Source organism: Janthinobacterium algoris (assembly GCF_051380935.1).
GTDB lineage: Bacteria > Pseudomonadota > Gammaproteobacteria > Burkholderiales > Burkholderiaceae_D > Janthinobacterium.
The window spans coordinates 129,289-149,682 of the sequence record NZ_JBNYXZ010000010.1; the positions used below are offsets into that span (position 1 = coordinate 129,289).

A 20,394-nucleotide genomic window follows, 5' to 3' on the forward strand; every position below is an offset into this window, starting at 1 on the left:
ACCAGTATAGTTTATCGGCCGCGCAGGATGCGTCCCAGTTCCAGCAGGCCGTGCTGCATCTCTGCCGGGGGAATGGCGGCAAAGCCCAGCAGCAGCCCTGCCGGCGTGGCGCACTCCGGGCCGGCCGCTGGATCGGCGTAGTGGCTCAGCGGACGCAGTTCGATGCCCCGCTCCAGCCCTGCGCGCGACACCGTTTCTTCATCGTGGCAGCCGCGAAAATACGCGCACAATTCCAGGCCGCTGTCGGCCGGCCCGAACATGAGCTGGTCGTCGAGTTCGCGCGCAATCCCCCGCACCAGCTGGTCGCGCCGTTCGGCATTGCTGTCGCGCGTGCGACGGATATGCCGGCCAAAGTGGCCCTCGGCGATGAAGTCGGCCAGCGCCATCTGTGGCACGATGGCCGTGTGGCGGTCCATTACGGCCTTCGCCTGCACCAGTGCCTCGGCCAGCGCGGGCGGCGCCACCATGTAACCGAGGCGCAGGCCGGGGAACAGTACTTTTGACAGGGTGCCCACGTAGACCACGCAGCCGGCCCGGTCCAGACTTTGCAGGGACGCCAACGGCGCGCCCGCGTAGCGGTATTCGCTGTCGTAATCGTCTTCCACCAACCAGGCCTTGTTGTGCGCGGCCCAGGCCAACAGGGCCAGGCGGCGGGGCAAACTCATGCTCACGCCCAGCGGCATCTGGCGCGATGGCGTCACGTACGCCAGCTTCGCCTGCGGACAGTGCGCCACGCCATACGCCACGTCCAGTCCCTGCGCATCGACGGGAACGGGAAAGACACGCGCGCCGGCCGCGCGCAGCGGGCCGCTGGCGCCACGGTAGCCGGGCGACTCCATCCAGGCCGCGTCGCCCGGCGCCAGCAGTATGGTCGACAGCAAGAACAGCGCCTGCTGCGAGCCCGAGGTCATCACGATCTGCTGCGGCGTGCATTGGACGCCGCGCGAGGCCTTCAGGTACACGCACAGCAGTTCGCGCAACGGCAGGTAGCCTGCCGGGTCGCTGTAGCCGAACTGGTGGTCGGGGCGGCGCCAGCGCCGCGCTTCCAGGCGGTTCCACACGTCGAAAGGAAAATGGTCGATGCGCGGCATGCCGACGCGAAAAGCGCGCAGCGGCCCCCGGTGGAACGCCACCTGGCGCATGGCCGCCACCACGCCCTGGCCGCGCGCCGACAAGGGCCGCAGCAGGCCGGGCGCCTCGACCTTGCCAACCGGCCCGGCCATGGGTACGGGCAACGGAACGTCGCGACTGACGAAAGTGCCGCGCCCCACGGCGCCATCGAGATAGCCTTCGGCCACCAGCAGCGCATACGCATTGAGCACCGTCTGGCGCGACACGGCCAGCAGGCTACAAAAATCGCGCGTGGGCGGCAACTGCATGCCGGGACTCATGCGGCCATCGAGGATGGCGGCCTTGATGGCCGCATACAGCTGGCGAAACAGCGGTTCGATGGCGCCGCGCTGCAGCGGCAAGGCGGCGATGATCTGGTTCAGGTGAGAGGCTGGCATGGTGGGATGGCCATTAAATTGGTAGCTTAAAGATAGCACTTATTGGTTGTTTTAAATAGCCAAGACTGAGACTAAGATGACGCATCCCCTTCTACTCTTGCGGAGCATCCATGCATCAGTTTTTCGCCACCGTGGCCTGGCAGCGCGACGGCCAGGATTTCGCCGACCAGCGCTACAGCCGTGGCCATGCATGGCAGTTCGACGGCGGCCTGACGGTACCCGCCTCGTCGTCGCCCTTGTCCGTGCCGCACCCCATGTCGGTGGCGGAAAATATCGATCCGGAAGAAGCGCTGGTGGCCGCCACGTCGAGCTGCCACATGCTGTTCTTCCTGTCGCTGGCAGCGCAGCGCGGCTACGTCATCGACGACTACCGCGACGAGGCCGTCGGCGAACTGGGAAAAAATGCTGCGGGCCGCCCGGCCATGACGCGCATCGTGCTGCGCCCGCGCATCGCCTTCGCAAGTAAAGCGCCATCACCCGAGGCGCTGGCCGCCCTGCACCACGACGCGCACGCGCGCTGCTACATCGCCAATTCGCTGACGGCCGACGTGGTGGTGGAAGGAGCGGCCTAGATGTACACGCCCGCCAGCTTCCGCGAAGAGCGCCTTGAGGTGCTGCATGGCCTGATCCAGGCCCATCCCCTGGGCGCGCTGGTGCGCCATGGCGACTATGGTTTGTGCGCCGACCATCTGCCGTTCGAGATCGCCGCGCCCACGCCTGATGCACCATTCGGCATCCTGCGCGCCCACGTGGCGCGCGCCAACCCGCTGTGGCGCGGCGCTGGCGGAAACGATGACTGCATGGTGATTTTCCAGGGACCGCACGCCTACATCACGCCCGCCTGGTATGCGGAAAAGCAGCGCAGCGGCAAAGAAGTGCCGACCTTCAATTACACAGTCGTGCATGCCCACGGCCCCCTGCGCGCCATCGACGATGCGGCGTGGCTGATGGACTTGCTGGAGCGGCTGACGGCGCGCCATGAGGCTGGCCAGGCGATGCCGTGGACAATCGCCGATGCACCGGCCGACTACATCGGCAAGCTTTTGAAAGCCATCGTCGGCATCGAAATCCCGCTCACGCGTCTGACGGGAAAATGGAAGCTGGGGCAGAACCGCAGCCTGCAAGACCAGGCCAGCATGGCGCACGGCCTGGCGCTCGATACCCAGCCGGGCGCGGCCCGGGCGCTGGGCGCGCTGATCGCCGCCAACGTCACCCCCGCCAGCTGACAGCCGCCGAAAACGTCAAAAACGACAGCGCCGTCGAGACCAGTATGATGCGGGCGATGCGCGCTGTGTTAGCCCCGAAACGCTCGGACAGCAGCGAGACATTGCTGGCGCTGGGCAGGCAAGCCACCAGCACCATGCAGGTCAGCGCGAATGGATCGAGCGGCGCGCCCAGCGCGATGGCCGCGTGGCCGATGGTAAACAGGGCGACAGGAGAGGCGGCGTCGGCCAGCAAGCCCACCGTCTGCATCAATGGCTTGGGCAAGGCCAGTTCCAGCCAAGACGACAAGGCCCCGAGCACAATCGCCCACGGCATCGGGTTGCCCGCCATGCCTTTCAAGGCATTCTGGCGTCGAGCAGTTGCGCGATGGGCGCGGCGGCGCCGAAGCGGTACAGCATGCAGGGCAGCGCGAAGTACAGGACAAACCTGTTCAAGCCGCCGATGGCGGCCAGCGGCAGCAGCGTGCGGCGCACGGCCAGGTAGCCACACAGCACCAGGGCGAAGAAGGGAAAAGTGATGGCGAGGATGGTCAGCATGGAGCGCCATTGTAGCGCGCTGCGCCGCGCCGCCGCAGGGCGCAAAAAAAGGCCGCTCGCGCGGCCCAAGGAGGTTTCAGGGAAAACGCCGCTGAGCCGGCTAGGGCTTGAGCTGGGCGCGGATTTCGCCGGCCGGGTAGGCGGCGCTGTGTACGTTTATGTACAGGTTGCCGGCCCGGTAACTCGCATACTGGGGCGGCGTGAGCAGGGTGCCGGCCGGCACGGCCAACATGCCGGCGCCCGTCTGCAGCAGGGCCATGATGACAGGACCGTTGGCGCCGGCGGGCGCTTCATGGATATGCGCGACGGTGGCCAGCATACCCGTATAGCGCACGCCGCCGCTGACGCTGCGGTCGTGCGCAACGCGGATAGTGCTGCTGCCGCTGGCCGTGCTGGTATTTGCCGGCACTTCCTGCGCGCCTGTCAGGGTGACGTCATGGCCGCCCGGGTGATGCGGACCATGGGAACAGGCGCCCAGCAGGGCGGCCAGCGCCAGCACGCCGGCGGCGCGGCGCGCGTGTTGTTGCAATGTGCTCATCGCAGTACTCCTTCAACGGACAGCGGATCACGGATGGCGCCCTGCCCCACACAACCGGGCATACGCCGCACTTGTGTTGCATAGTGCGACAGTAGCGCCAGGCCGCGCCGCCCGCTTTGCTTTTCGCCAAACTTGATGCTCGCCTGCCCGCGCGCCTCAGGCCAGATGGCCTTCCGCCACCCAGCCGCGGTTGGCGGGCGCGGCCTTCGGCTTGGGCGCGATACCGCTGCTTTTCTCCGCATCGAGGATGATGCTGCGCATGCTGTCGCTGGCGGCCGGCCCCGGCGCAAACGCGTAGTACTCGTCATTGATGGGCAAGCCCGTCATGGCGTCGACCAGCACCGGATCGGCGGCCAGGCCCGTGTCGCGACTGGCGATGACGAGGCTGGCGCCTTCCGGCGCGAAGTTTTCATTGCCCCAGGCAATAAAAGCCAGCAAGACAGGCTTGAAGGCGCGCCCGGACTTGGTCAGCACATAATCATAGCGGGGCGGCTTGGCGCAATACAGGCGGCGCGTCATCAAGCCGCCTTCCACCAGGTCGGCCAGTCGGCGCGTCAGGATGGTGGGCGCGATCTTGAGACTTTTTTCAAATTCGTCAAAGCGCGTCTTGCCGTAAAACGCTTCACGCAGGATGAGGATGCTCCACCATTCTCCCACCTTGCCCAGGCTGCGTGCAATCGGGCAGGGCAAATTATTAAAGTTGGTATGTTTCATGACCATCTCCTCACGTTGATTCAACACAACAATCAAAAATATTTCAGTTGCAACACGAAAACTTAATTACTATCATTTTGCAAGTGACCTTGATGCCACGGTAGCGGCTTGAAAATACGCAAAAACTCACACTTTCCTCGTTCAAGTACAATCATGGCTGGTTCTGCTCCCCCAATCCCGGTGCGAAAAACGGTGTCCGCCACGCCTTCCAGCGCTGCTGCCGACGCCCGTTTTTCACGCGATACATTCACGATGACCCCTTTGAAACTTGCCGTACTGCCCGCCATGCTCGCCCTGTCCCTTTGCCAGACCACCACCGCCGGTACCGTGTCTTCCGCTTCGTTCCAGGCCACCTTCGTCGTCCAGGAAGCCTGCACCATCGTTGCACAGCGCAACAGCGCCCAGGTGCGCTGCCAGCACAACACGCCGTATCTGCTGCTACAGCAGGCAACACCATCAGGTGCCGGCCTCGTCACCGTCACGTTCTAAAAATAAATCGTTGCCGTCACCGTGTCCTTGTAGTCGCCGGGGCGCGGCGACACCTGCGCCGGCACGCGGCCGTAAATCGTCAGCGGCACGCTGGCGCCCGTGCCCGTAGCGGTCACCATGCTGCTGCCAGCCGTGCCATCGCCCCAGAGCGGGCCATCGAGGGTGGACGACAGCAGATAACTGACCTTGTCCGTCGTTAAGATATTTTTCATCTGGCGATTCGCCACATCGGCCGCCACGCTGCCGCCGTTCAGGGCAATCTGATATGCATTGTTATTCACGCAACGCACCGACAAGGTGCTGGTGCTGCGCAAGTTACCCGTCAGGATGGAAGCGTTCGCGAACGCCATCGGACTGGCCGTGATGGTGCAGTCGTTGACGGCCGTGGCATTCACCGTAAAACCGAAGCTGCCGCTATTGACAGTGCAGCCAGACAAATTGACGAGGCCATACGTGGTGTAGGTGTACGTACCCTGGCCGGCAAAGCTCGAGGTATACACGGTATTCGCGTTAGCGACCGTGGGCACGGCCGCCAGCGCGGTACCGGCAGGGATCTTCGCATACACGGTGAACGTCATCGAATACGTGCCGGGCGGCGCCAGCACGCCGGCCGACAAAATCATGCCGAAGGTCGATGGCGCGCCCGTCACGCCGGCGCCGCCCCAGATCTTCGCCGTCGCATACGAATTGTCCACGTACACGTTGTACTCCATGCGATTGCTGCCATTGCCCAGCTTGCGCGGCAAGGCCGAGGTGGAATTCGTGCCCAGCCCCAGCGAGATGCACACTTGCGCATTCGGCGTGAGCAACTGCCCCAGGTTCAGCGATGAAAACACGCAGCTAAAGGTGCCCGTTGCCTGCGCCACGTGATCGGTGCCGGAAATCGGGCTAACGGGGCCAAAATCGATATTCGTCATGCTGACCGTGCAGGTATCGGCCTGCGCCACGCTGCCCCAGGCACATCCCAGCAGCATGGTCAGCCATAGCAGCAGGCGGCGCATCAGCGGTCTGCCCCGGCGCCGGCGCTGCAGCGCAGCGGCCCGAGCACGGGCAAGCCGCCCGCCGCCGGACGCGCATAGGCAAAACGCACCGTGCACGCGCTGTCGCCCTCGCCGACTTGCAACTGATTCTGCTCCAGCAGATCGTCGACGAAAACGATGCCGTCAAATCCCACCACCGTCTGCTTGCCGCTTTGTACGTGCAGCACGGGCAAGCCCGTCGCCAGCGGCTTGCCATCGGCGCCTTGCACGATGACGGTGGCCGCGCTGTAGCGTTCAATGGGAAAGGCGGCCAGCACGCCAGCCAGCTGTTGCGGCACAACATTGATATTCGTCACGGGCACCCGCGCATCGACGTCGAGTTCCTCCGTGGCGATGCTGATCTGGTTATTGCCATAGGGATTCAGATTCGGCACGAGCAGATAGCCACTCCTGCCCGTCAGGCCGATCTGGCGGTTCTCATGCAACACAGCAATATTGCCCACGCCGCCCGTGGAGACCAGCGCAAAACCGTTGCCCACCTGGCGCGCCGCCTCGACATGGCCATCCATCAGCACCAGCGCACCGGCCGCGCCCAGCGAAGAAGCATTGCCCATGCTGCTGCTTTGCGTGCGCGCGCTGAGGCGGCCGTCATTGCCCAGGTATTCCAGTTGCGCCTGCCGGTAGGCGTTGCCGCCCACCGTGCCCGCCTGCAAGCCCCAGCCAAAGCCGCCACCAAAGTCCGCCGCGCGCTGCGCGCTGATGCTGCGGCCGCTCTCGCCGTTTTGCCGGCTGCTGTTCGTGCTGATGGCCAGATTGTTGTCGAAAGCCATGCTCAGGCCGAAGTAAAAACCCCGCTTCCCGCGTTGACGCAAGTCCTGGAACAGGCTGGCGTTGAAGAACAGGGCGTGAAACAGGGTGGCCGAAAAGCCCACCGTGGCCAGCTTCGACGGTGGCGCGCCGGGCGTGCGGTAACTGATATAGCTGCTGCTGATGCTGCTTCCTGCCGGCAATGGCAAGCTGACGGTGAATCTATCCGCCGCGCGCACCACGGCACTGCCATCGCGCGAGGCCAGGTCGCCAAAACCAACGCTGGCGCGTACGCTTTGCACATCGACGCTGAAGCGCGGCCCCATGTACTGGTAGCCGGCGCCCAGCTGCACGCCACGGCTGCGGCCGGTGCTGGCCGACAGCGAACCGCTCAGCACGCCCGCCTGGCCCAGGCGCAGCAGCGCGCCCGCCCCCGCCTGATACAGGCCGGCAGTCAGTTCCGCATGGCCTTCGATGGTGAAGTTGTCGCTGACGCCGTGGCGGCCGGACGCACTGGCGAGCAGTTGCCGTTCATAGCCGAACAGGCGGCGGCCATACTCGCGCCGCACGGCGCCCGCCTCGACCGAGTAATCGCTCAAGCCGCGGGCCAGCATGCGCGTATCGACATACAGGGGCAGCACGGTCGTCACGCTACGCCCCAGCGGATCGCGCGTGATGACGGTGGCTTGCCCGGCGCCATTGATGCCGGCCACTTGGTTCAGCACAAACGGACCGCTGGGCACGCTGGCAGCATATTGCTGCACGCCATTGACGTACAAGCTCAGCGACGAAGGCACCAGCGCCGTGCCATCGACGGAGGCGACGGGAAACGTCAGCAGGTCGGGACGCAGCTGGAAATTCTTGCGCCACTGCACACCGCCGACGCGCACGGCGCGGCTCCAGCTGAGCGAGGAGGAAATCAGGTCGCCCACTTGCCACGTTTGCAGGGTCTCGGGGTCGGCGTGGCTCCAGAAGGTGTCAAAGCGCATGTACTTGCGCTGGTCCGCGCCCAGGTTCACGGTGCCGGTATTGCTAAAAACGCCGCTGTCATTGAAATAACGCACATCGTTAAAGATGGCGGCGCGCCGCGTTTGCCCCAGTTCCGCATAGGCTTCGTAATTGAGGACGGCGCCGGGCGTGACGCGCGACGGCGGTGTCTGCGCCCCCAGGCGCGCGTTGATGCGGTACGGCGAGCGCAAGTCGTCCGCCACCTGCAGCGACACGCTCTGGCGCGCCGCATCATAGTCATAGCTGAGTCCGGGAATCGCATCGAGCGCCACGTCGGCCCGAGCGGGCGCGCCCAGGCGCGCCGGGTCCAGCCCAAGCTGCTGCAAGTTCGCCACACTGCTGCGCAAGGATTTACCCACCTGGGTAAAACGCAAGATCAGCCCGGTTGATACAGCATTCACGGTGACCTCCAGATACAGTTCATTCGGTGCCATCGGATCGCTGGGCAAGCTGGCCGGCCCCGGATCGGCGCCCGTCACGGCAGCCGACCCATCGGCCCTGGCCAGTGATGCCATGGCCAGCAGCAGCAAGGTCCAGCAGGTCCGCCAGCTCAGTGCGCGTCTCATGGTTTAACCCGGTTGCGCCCATGCCGAAGGCGCGCGGCAAGCTCGCCCGCCATGGCGGTTCAGTTCAAGGTGTCGAATTCGTGGCAACGAGCGCCTTTGCATTCACATTCACCGCAATACTCAACGGCCCATCCAGTTCAGCCTCCCTGGCGACGGGCAGGCGCCATACGCGCATGCGTGCCGCCAAGACATAGCCAAACAGCCCCTTGCTGATAACAAACTCCTTGCCTGCCTGGTTCGTGAATGTCATCGCACCGATCTGCGCATGGACATTGCCGCTGTTCTTGATACGCAACATCCACTCGCCCCGCTCACGAAAGATGTGCCAGTCGAGCATTTCCTTGCCCGCCGCACCGGCCGGCAGCACGAACACGGGCACCGAGTAGCGCAGGCGGATATCGACGCCGCTGCGACCCAGGTCATCGTCGCGGCTGACTTCATCGATGAGCACGCGATATGTTTTTTCCTGCGCGACAGAGCCGGCCTGGGCACGCACCAGGCGGATGGCCTGGCGGCTGTTGGCGGCGATTTCCACGATCGGCGGACTGGCCACCAGTTCCTGCGTGGGTGCCAGTACTTCTTCGCCATCGCGCTGGTCCCAGGCGAACACCCGCACCTGTCCATACATGGGCTGGTCGCCCAGGTTTTGCAGATTGATCCCGGCCGCGCTCTGTGCTGCGCGCAGGGTCAGCGTCACCGGCGAAATCTGCAGATTGGCGCCGTGCACGCCCGCCGCGCAGCAGGCCAGCAGCGCCAGCACGCTTTTGATCAGGGAAGCAACACCGGCCTTCACGCAGCGCCTGACTTAAAAGTAAACGGTGGCCGTGATGGTCGACTTGTAGGTATCGGGCGCCGGTGTCGCTTGCGGCGGAATATTGCCGTACACCGTGATCGGCTGCGATGCGCCGCTGCCGGTGCCGCCGACCGTATTCGTGCCCTGCGTATCGCCCCACAAGGTGGCGCCGGCTGTCTGGTACAAATTGAATTGCACCGTCCCCAGGTTGCCGCCGGTGCCGCTCAGATAGCGCGTGGTGCCGGTCGAACCCGTGCCCGTGCCCGCCGTCAGGCCCACGTTATACGGCGTGGTATTGGTGCAGATCACACTCACGGTCGTATTGACGTTCACGGCAGTAGCCAGTACACCCTGACTTTGGCCAAAGTCGAGATTGGCCGCCGCAATGGTGCAATTGGCGATGATTTTCAGGGTGACATCAAAGGTCGCGGTGTTGCTGCCGTTCAAATACACGGCTGCGTCGGCAACGCCAGGCATGAGCGCCGTGCTGACCACAACAACGCTGGCGGCAACGATAAAGCGGGGAAAAATAACTCGCAACATGATACCTCCTGATGATGAAACATCATTAATGAGCCCGTCAATATGAGGGGCGTCGAGGATAGTCACGGTATTGCCGGCGTTTTCTGGGGCACGCAAACCAGGACAACAAAACATCAGCGCTGAGAGCCAGGAACCTGTGGCCTACAGCTCTTTTGCCGCATTCGCAAAGCAGATTTTTTAGCAATCGACATTGCTTCAAGTCAATGCATGAGTGAATTATTAGCGATCTGGGAAATCGCCGCTTCTTCTGGCGGAGAAAGCTCTTTTGAAACGCGAGAAAAGCAGAAAAAAAAGAAAAAGCGAGGCATAATAAGCCACAACTTGCTTTTTGGTTAAGTCATCCAAACCATGCCATTGACCAGCGAAACCATCAGAAAAAACATTTTGATCGTGGACGATTCCGCGTTCGAGCAGCGCATGCTGATGGAGCTGCTCAGCGAGCAGCCCTACCGTTTCAGCATCGCGTTCAATGGCTACCAGGGCTACCAGCTGGCATTGGCCACGCTTCCCGACCTGATCCTGCTCGACGTGCGCATGCCCGAGATGGATGGTTACACGGCATGCCGTTTGCTCAAGGCCAACCCTGAAACGGAACAGATACCCGTAATCTTTCTCAGCGGCGCCGATGCCGCCAAGGAACGCATCATGGGCTTGCAGGTGGGCGGCGTCGATTACATTTCAAAGCCGTTCACGCCGGAAGAACTGGCCGCGCGCATCCATATCCACCTGGGGTTGATGCGTAAAAGCAACAGTACCTTGCCAGCCGCGATGCCGATCAGCGACAAGCTGCAGCATCCCGACCTGGTGTTCGTGAATGCCGTCAAACAGCTCATTCTCGACAACCTGGGCAGCCTGCCCAACCTGTCCGACATCGCCCGCAGCGTGGGCACTTACCGCGAAAAGCTGACCCTGATGTTCCGCGAACAAACGGGCATGACCGTGTTTGCCTTCATCCGCGAAGCGCGCATCGCCCGCGGTGTGGAATTGCTGCAGCAGACGGGTATCGATGTACAGGATATCGCCCTGCTGATCGGTTTTCACAACGCGGGCAACTTCGCCACCGCCTTTCGTGAACGCATGGGCGTCACGCCCAGCGCCTACCGCCAGCGCCTGCAGGAGCAGACAGGACAGCGGCAGGCGGCGGGCGGGCGCTAGTGGTAAATCTGCCGCGCGCTCAGAACTTGTAGTTCAGCTTGAGTGCCGCAACGCGTCCACGCGGATCGGCCTGGGTAAAGTCAAAGCCGGTGGAGGCATAGTCCCAGGGCGCACGTTTGTTGGCCAGGTTTTGCACGACGAAAGTGACGTTCGCCTTGGGTGTCACCTGCCAGCTGCTGGTCACGTCAAAGGTGCTGAAGGCAGCCACCGATTCATCGAGATGCTTCTGCTGCGCATAGCTGCCCACGTAGTTCCATGTGAGCGTGGACGACCACTTGCCCTGCTCCCAAGTGGCCGAGGTGACGCCACGCCATTTCGGGATGGAACCGAAATAATTGGTGCCGGCGCCATTCGTCAGCGGCGCGCCATCGGACAAGGGCTCGGCAAAGCGCAGCACGCGGCTCAGTTGACCGGCCAGGGTCAGCTTGCCCCAGTCCTTGTCGACGAAGCGCTGGCGCAGGTCGATATCGATACCCGATACTTCGCGCTTCCCCTGGTTGCGGAACTGGCGGTACAGCGTCGTGATGCGGCCATCGGCACCGCGCGTGATCTGTTGCGGCGCCGTGGTTTCATTCTCGAGAATGGTGGTGGCGCTGGCCGTGCCGATCACGCCATCTTGCTTGATGCGGTAATAATCGAGGCCGATGCTCGAGCTGCTGGTGGGTGACACCACCACGCCCAGGTTCAGGTTATTCGAGCGCTCGGGACGCAGGTTCGGATTGGCGATGGTCATGACCGTCACGCCGCGCGACTGCGTTGGCGTCAATGGATCACGGGCATCGATCACGCCGGTATAGCTGACGGCCGTGCTGTCGGTGATTTCCGGCAGCGACGGCGCACGGAAGGCGCGTGAAACGGTGCCGCGCAGCAGCAGCCATGGCGCCGCCTGATAGCGGGCGCTGGCTTTAGGTGAAAACGCATTGCCAAAGTCGCTGTAATGGTCGGCGCGGCCCGCCACGTTGACGGACAGGTCCTTCACCACGGGCACATTGAATTCGGCGAACAGGGCCGACACATTGCGCGAGCCGTTGATGATATTAAGTGCGGGGCGCAATTCCGTGCCCGACAGCACGGCTGTCGAGGTTTGCGAATCCATCTTTTCGCGGCGCCATTGAAAGCCGGCGGCAAACCCCAGCGGACCGGCGGGCAAGTCCCAGATCTCCTTGGCCGCCGAGAAGTCGAGCGTATCGAGCGTCGATTCGGCCGGGCGCAGGGTCGACAAGCGCAGGCGCTTGCGCACCGCTTCGCTGTTTTGCGATTGATCAAAGAAATTGTAGCTGCCCTCGGCCAGCACTTTCTGGAATTCATAGCGGTTGACGAAGTTCTGCACTGTTTCTTCCAGCTTGCTGCTGGAATGGGCCACGGCCGTGTCCCAGTCCCAGCCCGCCCAAGTACCCTTGGCGCCGGCCAGCGCGCGGTAGAAGGTGACGCGGTCCTGCTTCAGGCGCGGGCCCAGGTCGAACAGGGTGGCCGTGAACGGCAAGGGCGTGGTGCCCGGATTGTTCGGATGGCCCACGGGCAGCACCACGGGAATGGTGTCGAGCAGCTTGGTGCTGTTATTCCACACGCGCGTGGCGTTATTCACGCTCAAAGGCGCGCTGAAGGTCTGGTCGGCGCGCGAATAACTGTGCAGCAAGTCGACATAAGCTTCCGTGTCCGCGTTCAGCTTGAGGGTGCCGCGCAGCGACGAGTGGATGCGCTGGATGCCCGGGATCAGCGTTTTATACGGCGCCGGATTGTAGGCCAGCACCTGGCCGCTGCGATCGGGATTGATGTCCTTGTACGGCACCAGTTGCAGCGGGCCGCGCACGCCACCAAGCGTCTGCGTGGGATCGTTGCCGGCATAATTCGTGGCGGCCCAGCCCAGGCTGCCGCGCTGCTGCTGGCGGTAATCGGCATCGCGCAGCCATGCCACGTCACTTTGCTGCAGCTTGTCGCGATGCTGCGCATCGACCGAGAAGACCACGCTGTAGCCATCTTGCTCGATCTTGCCGAAACCCGTTTGCAACGCCGCGCTCTTTTCATGCTGGCCCGTGCCTTGCGTCGAGCCACCCCATTGCGCCGTGATGTCCGTGCCCGTGAATTCCTTGTACAGGATGATGTTGACCACGCCAGCCACGGCGTCCGAGCCATACACGGACGAGGCGCCATCCTTGAGCACCTCGATGCGCTGCACGGCCGCCATCGGCAGGCTGTTCAGGTCAACGAAGGTTTGCTGCAAATCCTGCGCCGTGGCATAGCTGGCCACGCGGCGGCCATTCACCAGGATCAGGGTATTTTGCTGGCCGATGCCGCGCAGCGACAGGCCCGAGGTACCGGCCGAGAAACTGCCCGTATATTGTTCGTTGTAGCTATTGCCGCTGTTGGCGGAAATGGCGCGCAGCACCTCCGAGACGCTGGTCTTGCCGCTGGCTTTCAATTCCTTGGCGGTGATGACCTGCACGGCGCTGGCGCCCTCCTTTTCGCTGACGCGGATATTCGATCCGGTGACGTTAACCCGCAGCATGTCGTCCTCGGCGTGCGCAAGGGTGGGGAAAACGGGAAAGGCGGCGGCGATGGCAAGACTGATGGCGAGTGGTTTGAACATGGTTTCCTCTTATTGGGATTGCAGCCTTTATCAGATAAAAAGGCCGAGCAGGGGCACGCGGACCGGGTGGGCCAGCGGGCAAACGACAACGAAACGGATGGGAATGACTTAGGGGATGCGTGGACGGGCACGCATCGGCATCCACTGCGCCATGCATTGCATGGTCAGTTGATGCGGGGCGGCGTAAAAATAGGTAGAAAGACTAATGCGCAACATAAAAAACACCGGTAAGCGGGGAAAAGCCACTATATCTCGGTGTCTTTATGGCGTGAACGAATTAAAAATTGATTGTATATACGATTTGAATCTAAGGACTTGGCGTTTGGCAATATCAGGCGTCGGCACTCACTGCGGACGGCGCCGCGGGCGCCAGTGCCGCACGGCGTGCCTGCACGCTCCACCAGTACCAGGAAATCAGGGCGTTAACCCAGTAGGCCGCATACAGCACGGCCGTCAGGTGCAGGCCGCGGCTGTAGTAGAGCGGCACCGCGACGGTGTTGACCAGCAGCCAGAAGGCCCAGGTTTCGATGCGCCGGCTCATCAGCAAGAATTGCGCGATGATGCTAAATACCAACACTGCCGAATCGATGAAGGGCGCGTAGGCATTCGTCAAGCGGTGCAGCAGCATGCCGTAGATGAGCACGGAGGCGATGCCGGCAGGCACCACCCAGGCCAGGCTGCGCCAGCCCATGCGCGTGATCGGCAACGGCTTGCCGCCGGCGCCGCGCCGCCATTGCAGCCAGCCGATGACGCAGGTGACGATGAAAAACAGTTGCAGCATCACGTCGGCATACAGATTAACCTGGAAAAACAGCACGGCAAACAGCACGCAGCCGAGCATGCCGATCCACCAGGAATGAATATTATTGCGTCCGGCCAGAATGATGGAGGCAGTCATCAGTACATTGGCGGCAATCTCGAGCGGGGCAGTCAAGCGGTCTTCCTTTGCGGGGCGATAGTGCACCGCGCCACTATAGCCGATTACACTGCACGGTGTTCACGGCGCCGGACGGCGGCGCAGGGAATCGGCAAAAAGCGTGCGAAAATCCACGAAAAGCACCGCCGCACCTGCCCAGGAGACCCAGCCCCCTTGACTTCCACGGGTATTCTGGCAAATTGAACATCAGTGACACACCATGGAAACACCTCCCGTATGCATATGCGCCATTTCCTGTTTTTGGCAGTGCTCGGCCTCTGCGCCCTGCCCGCCCTGGCCTGCCGCATGACGATGGCGCTCGAGCAATGGCCGCCCTACCTGTATCGTGACGCGCAAGGCAAATATACGGGGCTGGACCTGGAGCTGCTGCGCGCCATCTTTAAAGAAGCACGCTGCACCTTGCTGAGCGTGCCGGAACTGCCCACGGCGCGGCGCCAACTGCTGTTTCAGAAGGGCGAGCTGGACCTGCTGCCCGCCGCCTCCGACACCTCGGAACGCCATGCGTATGCACGTTTCAGCATGCGCTACCGCGACGAAACCGTGGGCATCTTCGGCAAGGCTGGCACGCCCGCCGTGCAGCGCCCTGTCGGCAGCTTCGGCCAGCTGGCGCGCAGCACGGCCACCCTGCTGGCGCCCAAGGTCGGCTGGTACGGGGCAGATTATGCGGCGGTCCGGCCGGCACTGGAAAAGGCCGGCCGCATGAATGCGTTCGGCAGTTTCCAGCAAGGCGTGCGCATGCTCGACGCGGGCCGCGCCGACCTGCTGCTGGGCGACGTACTGGCCGTGCGCCATGAAGCGCGCCAGCAGGGCGTCCCCCTGACCGCCCTGCCGTTCCTGGCCCTGCGCGCCCCCGTGCACCTCATGCTCAATGCGCGCACGACCAGCGCCGCCGACCTGGCGCGCCTGAACGCTGCCATCACGCGCCTGGAGCAGCGTGGCACGCTGGCGGCGATACGCAGCAGCTACGAAGCGCCGTAGCGGCGCTCAAGCCTTGGCAGCCGCATCCAGAATCTCCAGCTTGGTTTCCCGGCCATGCTTTTGCACGTCCTGCGCCTTGTCGTAGCTTTCGATCAGCGCGCGGTACGACGGCACGATATGGTCGGTCATGATGGCGGCGAACTCCATCGCGTCGGCGCGGTTCCAGGTGCTCATCACTTCAGCCAGTACCGCATACGTGTCGATCGGCACGGCGCCGGCCTGCGTCACGCGCGCCATGGTGATGTCGGTGGCCATCTTCGACCAGTTGCCCGACGCGTCGATAATGGCAAACACCTTGTAGCCGGCCGCCAGCGCACTGATGGTGGGAAAGGCCATGCACACGCTGGTGAGCGTGCCGGCGATCAGCAGGGTCTTGCGGCCCGTCTTTTCGATCGCCTCGACCCATGCCGGATTGGCCCAGGCATTGATCTGCCCCGTGCGCGGGATGTAGACGGCGTCCGGATTGAAATGGTGGATTTCCGGGATCAATGGGCCATTCGGGCCGTCGGGCACGGAAGCGGTGGTGAAGGTCGGCATATTGGCCAGGCGCGACAGCTTGGCCAGCGCCGTGACGTGACCGCGCAGCACATGCTGTTCGATGTCGCGCACCAGCTGGAACAAACCGCTCTGGTGGTCGATCAGCAGCATGACGGCGTCGTCGGGATCGATCATCGGTGGCAAACCTTGGAAGTTGGCGGGGGTGCTCATAGTGGTCTCCTGAAAAACCATGCCGTGGGATGCGGCATGGGTACTGCACAAATTAACTACACAAATTACGTCGCGATGCGGGCAAAGCGGCCGCTGTTGAAATCCTCGAACGCCTGCACGATTTCCGCTTCAGTGTTCATGACGAAGGGGCCATGACCGACGATGGGCTCGTCAATCGGCTCACCACTCAGCAGCAGTACCACGGCGTCATTGTTCGCTTCGACGGTGATGCTGTCGCCATCGCGCTCGAACAGCGCCATCTGCGCCTCGCGCACCACGCTCTCGCCGTTGACCAGCACCGTGCCATGCAGGACGATCAGCGCCGTGCTCCAGCCTGGCGTGACGGGCAGTTCCGTCAGCTTGCCCTGGGCCAGGCGCAAGTCCCACACCTGCATCGGCGAGAACGTGCGGGCCGGCCCGTGCTGGCCATCGAAGTCGCCGGCGATCACGCGCACCGCACCGGCGCCATCGGGCAACGCTACCGTGGGAATGGTGCCGCTGGTGATGGCCTGGTAGTCGGGCGCCGTCATCTTGTTCTTTGCCGGCAGGTTGACCCACAGCTGCACCATTTCCAGGGTGCCACCCGACTGCGTGAAGGCAGGCGAGTGAAACTCTTCATGCAGGATCCCGGCGCCGGCCGTCATCCATTGCACGTCGCCGGGACCGATCACGCCGCCCTGGCCCGTCGAATCGCGGTGCGCCACTTCGCCCTTGTAGACGATGGTCACCGTTTCAAAGCCGCGGTGCGGGTGCGAACCGACGCCGGGCGGATGCGTGCCGGGCGCAAAATCGGCGGGGCCGGCGTAGTCGAGCAGCAGGAAGGGGCTCAGCTGCTTGCCATGGCCGTTATACGAAAACATCGAGCGCACGGGAAAACCGTCGCCGACCCAGTGCTGGCGCGGTGCGCTATAGATACCTGTGACTGTGTTCATCTCGATCTCCTGTGTGGTGTGCATGAGGATGGAGACAGAATACGCTTGCAACGATGGAGGCGGTAGACGGTAAAATCCGCCATCAGCGTTCTAAAAATAGAACGATCGAGGAGGCAGCATGCAGGATTTGAATGACTTGTATTACTTTGTGCAGGTGGTCGACCATGGCGGCTTCGCGCCGGCCGGGCGCGCGCTGGGCATGCCGAAATCCAAACTGAGCCGGCGCATCGCGCTGCTGGAAGAGCGCCTCGGCGTGCGCCTGCTGCAGCGTACGACGCGGCATTTTTCCGTCACCGACGTAGGGCAGACGTTTTACGAACATTGCAAGGCGATGCTGGTGGAAGCGGAAGCGGCGCAAGAAGCGATCGAACTGACGCGGGCCGCGCCGCGCGGCACGGTGCGCCTGTCCTGCCCCATCGCCCTGCTGCACTCCCTGGTGGCGCCCATGCTGGCTGGTTTCATGCGCGAGCATCCGCAGGTGACCCTGCTGCTCGAAGCGAGCAACCGCCGCGTCGACCTGGTGGCCGAAGGCATCGACGTGGCCATCCGCGTGCGTCCGCCGCCGCTGCCCGACAGCGACCTGGTGCTGCGCGTGCTGGCCGAGCGCAGCCAGTGCATGGTGGGGAGCCCGCTGCTTTTCGGCGACGCCGCCAGGCCAATCGCACCGGCCGACCTGGCCGACTGGCCCAGCCTGGCCCTGGGCATGCCGCAACAGCACTACCAATGGGATTTGCACGGCCCGGACGGCGCGCGCGCCCAGCTGCGCCACGTGCCACGCTTCGTCACGGGCGACATGCTGACCTTGCGCGACGCGGCCGTGGCCGGCGTGGGCGTGGTGCAGCTGCCGACCATGATGATCACCGAGCAGGTAGCCAATGGCAGTCTGCTGCCGCTGATGGAGCAGTGGCGGCCGCAGCGTGAAATCATCCACGCCGTGTTTCCCTCGCGGCGCGGCCTGCTGCCGGCAGTGCGCGCGCTGATCGACTATCTGGCGCACAGCTTCGCCGCGCTGGAGGAAGAGTGAGGGTTTTCAGGTACGATGGCGTACTCTCGAATCGCCTGGATACCGCATGCGTTTATTGATTTTATCGGACTTGCATCATGAATTATGGCGCGACGCAGCGCCGCAAGGCGATCTTGCGCTCAGCTGTCCCGACGCCGTGATCCTGGCCGGCGACATCGACACGGGTACCCGCGCCGTCGCCTGGGCCGCCAGCACGTTTGCGGGACTGCCGGTGCTGTACGTGCATGGCAATCACGAAGGCTATGGCCACCATCTGGACAAGGTGCGCCAGGAGCTGCGCAGCGCCTGCGCCGCCACGGCCAACGTGCATTTTCTCGACGCCGATAGCCACGTCATCACCGACCAGGCAGGCAACGCCGTGCGCTTCCTGGGCGCCACGCTGTGGACGGATTTCCGCCTGCTGGGCGACGACACGCGGCAAGCGGCCATGCGCGACGCGGAAGCCGTCATGAACGACTACAAACGCATTCGCCTGGCCAACATGGGCTTTCGCAAATTGCGCGCGGCCGACACGGCCATGTTCCACGCACAGCAAAAAGCCTGGCTGACGCGCGAACTGGCGCAGCCCTTCGATGGCGCGACAGTCGTCATCAGCCACATGGCGCCGTCGCTGCTGTCGGTCGATGATGCGTATGGCAGCGAGGGATGTTCGCCCGCCTATGCCTCGCGCCTGGACGATCTGGCCGCGCAGGCGGACCTGTGGGTGCACGGCCACCTCCACATCTCGCGCGACTACCTGATCGGCCCGTGCCGCGTCGTAGCTAACCCTTGCGGCTACAGGACGCGTAGCGGCACGCCGCAAAATCCCCAGTTCAACCCGAACTTCATCGTCGAACTGCCGGCCCGCTAATCATCAGGTTTGAGGCGGCCCGCCAGCCATTGCTGCAGGCGGTGCTTGCCGGCCCGGCGCGCCGCCCGTGGCGATGCCTCCGACTGGTGCGCGCCGGCGCCGCCGCGCAGCCTGGCGGCCGCCACCAGCGGGTTGCGCGGCTTGGATACAGGCTTGAGCTTGAGCTTGATCTTCATGTCTTCTCCTCTCAGCCCTTGATGCAAACGACCTGGCGCAAGGTATGCACCACTTCCACCAGATCGCTCTGATGCGCCATGACGGCGTCGATATCTTTATACGCGGCCGGGATTTCGTCGACCACGCCACCATCCTTGCGGCACTCGATGCCCGCCGTTTGTTCGGCCAGGTCGAAGCGGTTGAAGCGGCGCTTCGCCTCGCTGCGGCTCATGCTGCGCCCCGCCCCGTGCGAGCAGGAACAGAACGACTCCGGGTTGCCCTTGCCGCGCACGATGAAGCTGCGCGCCCCCATGCTGCCGGGGATGATGCCCAGCTCGCCCTGCCGCGCCGAAATGGCGCCCTTGCGCGTCACATACAACTCTTCATTGCCATGCGTTTCGCGCGCGATGTAGTTGTGGTGGCAGTTGATGGCCTCCCCGTCCAGACGGAACGGCGGCGCATGCCGGGCCAGTACGTCGAGCACGCGACGCATCATTTCGCTGCGGTTGAGCAGCGCGTAATCCTGCGCCCAGTCCACCGCTTCCACGTAATCGTCGAACACCGTGGAGCCTTCGCTGACATACGCCAGGTCCGCGTCCGGCAACTGCAACTGGTGGCGCCGCATATCCTTCTGCGCGGCGGCGATGAAATAGCGGCCGATCACGTTGCCGATACCGCGAGAACCAGAATGCAGCATGACCCACACGCGCTGTTCCTCGTCGAGGCAAATTTCAATGAAGTGGTTGCCGCCGCCCAGGGTGCCCGCCTGGCAGATCCACGTGCGCTCGAACTGGCGCAGCATCTTGGCGATGCCGCGGTGACGTTCCACAATGTGCGCCAGGCGGTCGCCGAGGGGCCGCACGGCCCGCACCTGGCGCGAACCTTGCACACGGCTCCATTCGTGCTGCTCGAAACCGACGGGCACTTCCGCTTCGATGGCGCTGCGCAGGCGCGCCAGGTTGTCGGGCAGGTCGCTGGCCATCAGGGTAGTGCGCACGGCGTACATGCCGCAGCCGATGTCGACGCCAACGGCGGCCGGGATGATGGCGCCGCGCGTGGGAATCACGCTGCCGACGGTGGCACCGATGCCGGCATGCACGTCGGGCATGGCCGCCACATGCGGATGGACGATGGGTAGGCTGGCGATATTGTGCAATTGGCGCAGCGCCTGCGCATCGATATCGTCGGTAAAAATATGCACGGGCACATGGGCGCCGCGCAGTGTCTGATGAATTGGCATAACGGTATTCCTTGGTATTGTCGTTATGCCGGGGTCGTCCAAAACAAAAAACCCCGGCGAGTTTCCTCACCGGGGTTTGAAGGACACCGGCTCGGGATCGGCAATGTGCCGATGGCCCCGA

At 63.6% G+C, this 20,394-nt stretch carries 21 protein-coding genes and 1 pseudogene; 8 read left to right on the plus strand and 14 right to left on the minus strand.

Annotation, left to right across the window (positions count from 1 at the left end; all coding sequences use genetic code 11):
- Window positions 1-11: 11 nt before the first annotated feature.
- Window positions 12-1,508, minus strand: a complete 1,497-nt coding sequence (pdxR, locus tag ACQ4W7_RS16460; protein ID WP_436531810.1) for a MocR-like pyridoxine biosynthesis transcription factor PdxR — start codon at window positions 1,506-1,508, stop codon at window positions 12-14.
- Window positions 1,509-1,618: 110 nt separating this feature from the next.
- Between pdxR and ACQ4W7_RS16465 the strand changes: the two genes are divergently transcribed.
- A complete protein-coding gene (locus ACQ4W7_RS16465; protein ID WP_426073261.1) occupies window positions 1,619-2,080 on the plus strand; it encodes an OsmC family protein in 462 nt (153 codons plus the stop codon).
- A complete protein-coding gene (locus ACQ4W7_RS16470) occupies window positions 2,081-2,734 on the plus strand; it encodes an FMN-binding negative transcriptional regulator (protein WP_436531812.1) in 654 nt (217 codons plus the stop codon).
- On the opposite strand, the pseudogene ACQ4W7_RS16475 reads toward ACQ4W7_RS16470, so the two are convergent.
- From ACQ4W7_RS16475 to ACQ4W7_RS16485, 3 genes and pseudogenes are all read right to left on the minus strand, one after another.
- Window positions 2,718-3,268: pseudogene (locus ACQ4W7_RS16475) on the minus strand (AEC family transporter). The gene ACQ4W7_RS16470 and the pseudogene ACQ4W7_RS16475 overlap by 17 nt on opposite strands.
- 100 nt (window positions 3,269-3,368) lie before the next feature.
- A complete protein-coding gene (locus ACQ4W7_RS16480) occupies window positions 3,369-3,806 on the minus strand; it encodes a CHRD domain-containing protein (RefSeq protein ID WP_426073263.1) in 438 nt (145 codons plus the stop codon).
- Window positions 3,807-3,962: 156 nt separating this feature from the next.
- Window positions 3,963-4,520, minus strand: coding sequence for a winged helix-turn-helix transcriptional regulator (locus ACQ4W7_RS16485; RefSeq protein WP_010394680.1), 558 nt, complete (start codon window positions 4,518-4,520; stop codon window positions 3,963-3,965).
- A 252-nt stretch (window positions 4,521-4,772) separates the two neighbouring features.
- Here ACQ4W7_RS16485 and ACQ4W7_RS16490 point away from each other — a divergent pair, with 252 nt between their 5' ends.
- On the plus strand, window positions 4,773-5,009 hold the full coding sequence (locus ACQ4W7_RS16490; RefSeq protein WP_426073264.1) for a hypothetical protein: 237 nt from the start codon (window positions 4,773-4,775) through the stop codon (window positions 5,007-5,009).
- Here the strand turns inward: ACQ4W7_RS16490 and ACQ4W7_RS16495 are convergent.
- The 4 genes from ACQ4W7_RS16495 to ACQ4W7_RS16510 form a co-directional block, all read right to left on the minus strand.
- Window positions 5,006-6,010, minus strand: coding sequence for a Csu type fimbrial protein (locus ACQ4W7_RS16495; RefSeq protein WP_426073265.1), 1,005 nt, complete (start codon window positions 6,008-6,010; stop codon window positions 5,006-5,008). The two genes, ACQ4W7_RS16490 and ACQ4W7_RS16495, sit on opposite strands and share 4 nt — an antisense overlap.
- Entirely contained in the window at window positions 6,010-8,370 is a 2,361-nt protein-coding gene (locus tag ACQ4W7_RS16500) for a fimbria/pilus outer membrane usher protein (RefSeq protein ID WP_436531815.1), read from the minus strand. The genes ACQ4W7_RS16495 and ACQ4W7_RS16500 overlap by 1 nt, the downstream gene beginning before the upstream one ends.
- Window positions 8,371-8,434: 64 nt before the next feature.
- Window positions 8,435-9,163 (minus strand): fimbrial biogenesis chaperone, encoded by a 729-nt coding sequence (locus ACQ4W7_RS16505; RefSeq protein ID WP_436531817.1) that lies wholly within the window; start codon window positions 9,161-9,163, stop codon window positions 8,435-8,437.
- Between the two features lie 12 nt (window positions 9,164-9,175).
- A complete protein-coding gene (locus tag ACQ4W7_RS16510; RefSeq protein ID WP_426073389.1) occupies window positions 9,176-9,640 on the minus strand; it encodes a Csu type fimbrial protein in 465 nt (154 codons plus the stop codon).
- A gap of 273 nt (window positions 9,641-9,913) precedes the next feature.
- Between ACQ4W7_RS16510 and ACQ4W7_RS16515 the strand changes: the two genes are divergently transcribed.
- Together ACQ4W7_RS16515 and ACQ4W7_RS16520 are read left to right on the plus strand one after the other, a co-directional pair.
- Window positions 9,914-10,042 (plus strand): hypothetical protein, encoded by a 129-nt coding sequence (locus ACQ4W7_RS16515; RefSeq protein WP_426073268.1) that lies wholly within the window; start codon window positions 9,914-9,916, stop codon window positions 10,040-10,042.
- Window positions 10,043-10,054: 12 nt separating this feature from the next.
- Window positions 10,055-10,861, plus strand: coding sequence for a response regulator transcription factor (locus ACQ4W7_RS16520; protein ID WP_426073269.1), 807 nt, complete (start codon window positions 10,055-10,057; stop codon window positions 10,859-10,861).
- A gap of 19 nt (window positions 10,862-10,880) precedes the next feature.
- Here ACQ4W7_RS16520 and ACQ4W7_RS16525 read toward each other — a convergent pair whose 3' ends face one another.
- Window positions 10,881-13,448 (minus strand): TonB-dependent receptor, encoded by a 2,568-nt coding sequence (locus ACQ4W7_RS16525; protein WP_436531820.1) that lies wholly within the window; start codon window positions 13,446-13,448, stop codon window positions 10,881-10,883.
- Window positions 13,449-13,779: 331 nt separating this feature from the next.
- On the minus strand, window positions 13,780-14,382 hold the full coding sequence (gene pnuC / locus ACQ4W7_RS16530; RefSeq protein WP_426073271.1) for a nicotinamide riboside transporter PnuC: 603 nt from the start codon (window positions 14,380-14,382) through the stop codon (window positions 13,780-13,782).
- 219 nt (window positions 14,383-14,601) lie between these two features.
- On the opposite strand from pnuC, the gene ACQ4W7_RS16535 reads away from it, so the two are divergent.
- Window positions 14,602-15,363, plus strand: a complete 762-nt coding sequence (locus ACQ4W7_RS16535; RefSeq protein WP_426073272.1) for a substrate-binding periplasmic protein — start codon at window positions 14,602-14,604, stop codon at window positions 15,361-15,363.
- 6 nt (window positions 15,364-15,369) lie between these two features.
- On the opposite strand, the gene ACQ4W7_RS16540 is transcribed toward ACQ4W7_RS16535, so the two are convergent.
- On the minus strand, window positions 15,370-16,071 hold the full coding sequence (locus tag ACQ4W7_RS16540; protein WP_436531823.1) for an isochorismatase family protein: 702 nt from the start codon (window positions 16,069-16,071) through the stop codon (window positions 15,370-15,372).
- 65 nt (window positions 16,072-16,136) lie between these two features.
- Window positions 16,137-17,003 (minus strand): pirin family protein, encoded by an 867-nt coding sequence (locus tag ACQ4W7_RS16545; protein WP_436531825.1) that lies wholly within the window; start codon window positions 17,001-17,003, stop codon window positions 16,137-16,139.
- 118 nt (window positions 17,004-17,121) lie between these two features.
- Between ACQ4W7_RS16545 and ACQ4W7_RS16550 the strand changes: the two genes are divergently transcribed.
- Entirely contained in the window at window positions 17,122-18,027 is a 906-nt protein-coding gene (locus ACQ4W7_RS16550) for a LysR family transcriptional regulator (protein ID WP_426073275.1), read from the plus strand.
- A 46-nt stretch (window positions 18,028-18,073) separates the two neighbouring features.
- A complete protein-coding gene (locus tag ACQ4W7_RS16555; RefSeq protein ID WP_436531827.1) occupies window positions 18,074-18,877 on the plus strand; it encodes a metallophosphoesterase family protein in 804 nt (267 codons plus the stop codon).
- Here ACQ4W7_RS16555 and ACQ4W7_RS16560 read toward each other — a convergent pair.
- Entirely contained in the window at window positions 18,874-19,053 is a 180-nt protein-coding gene (locus ACQ4W7_RS16560; RefSeq protein WP_426073277.1) for a hypothetical protein, read from the minus strand. The genes ACQ4W7_RS16555 and ACQ4W7_RS16560 overlap by 4 nt on opposite strands.
- An 11-nt stretch (window positions 19,054-19,064) precedes the next feature.
- Window positions 19,065-20,273: an RtcB family protein gene (locus tag ACQ4W7_RS16565; protein ID WP_436531829.1), complete on the minus strand. Its 1,209-nt coding sequence runs from the start codon at window positions 20,271-20,273 to the stop codon at window positions 19,065-19,067.
- Between the last annotated feature and the right edge of the window lie 121 nt (window positions 20,274-20,394).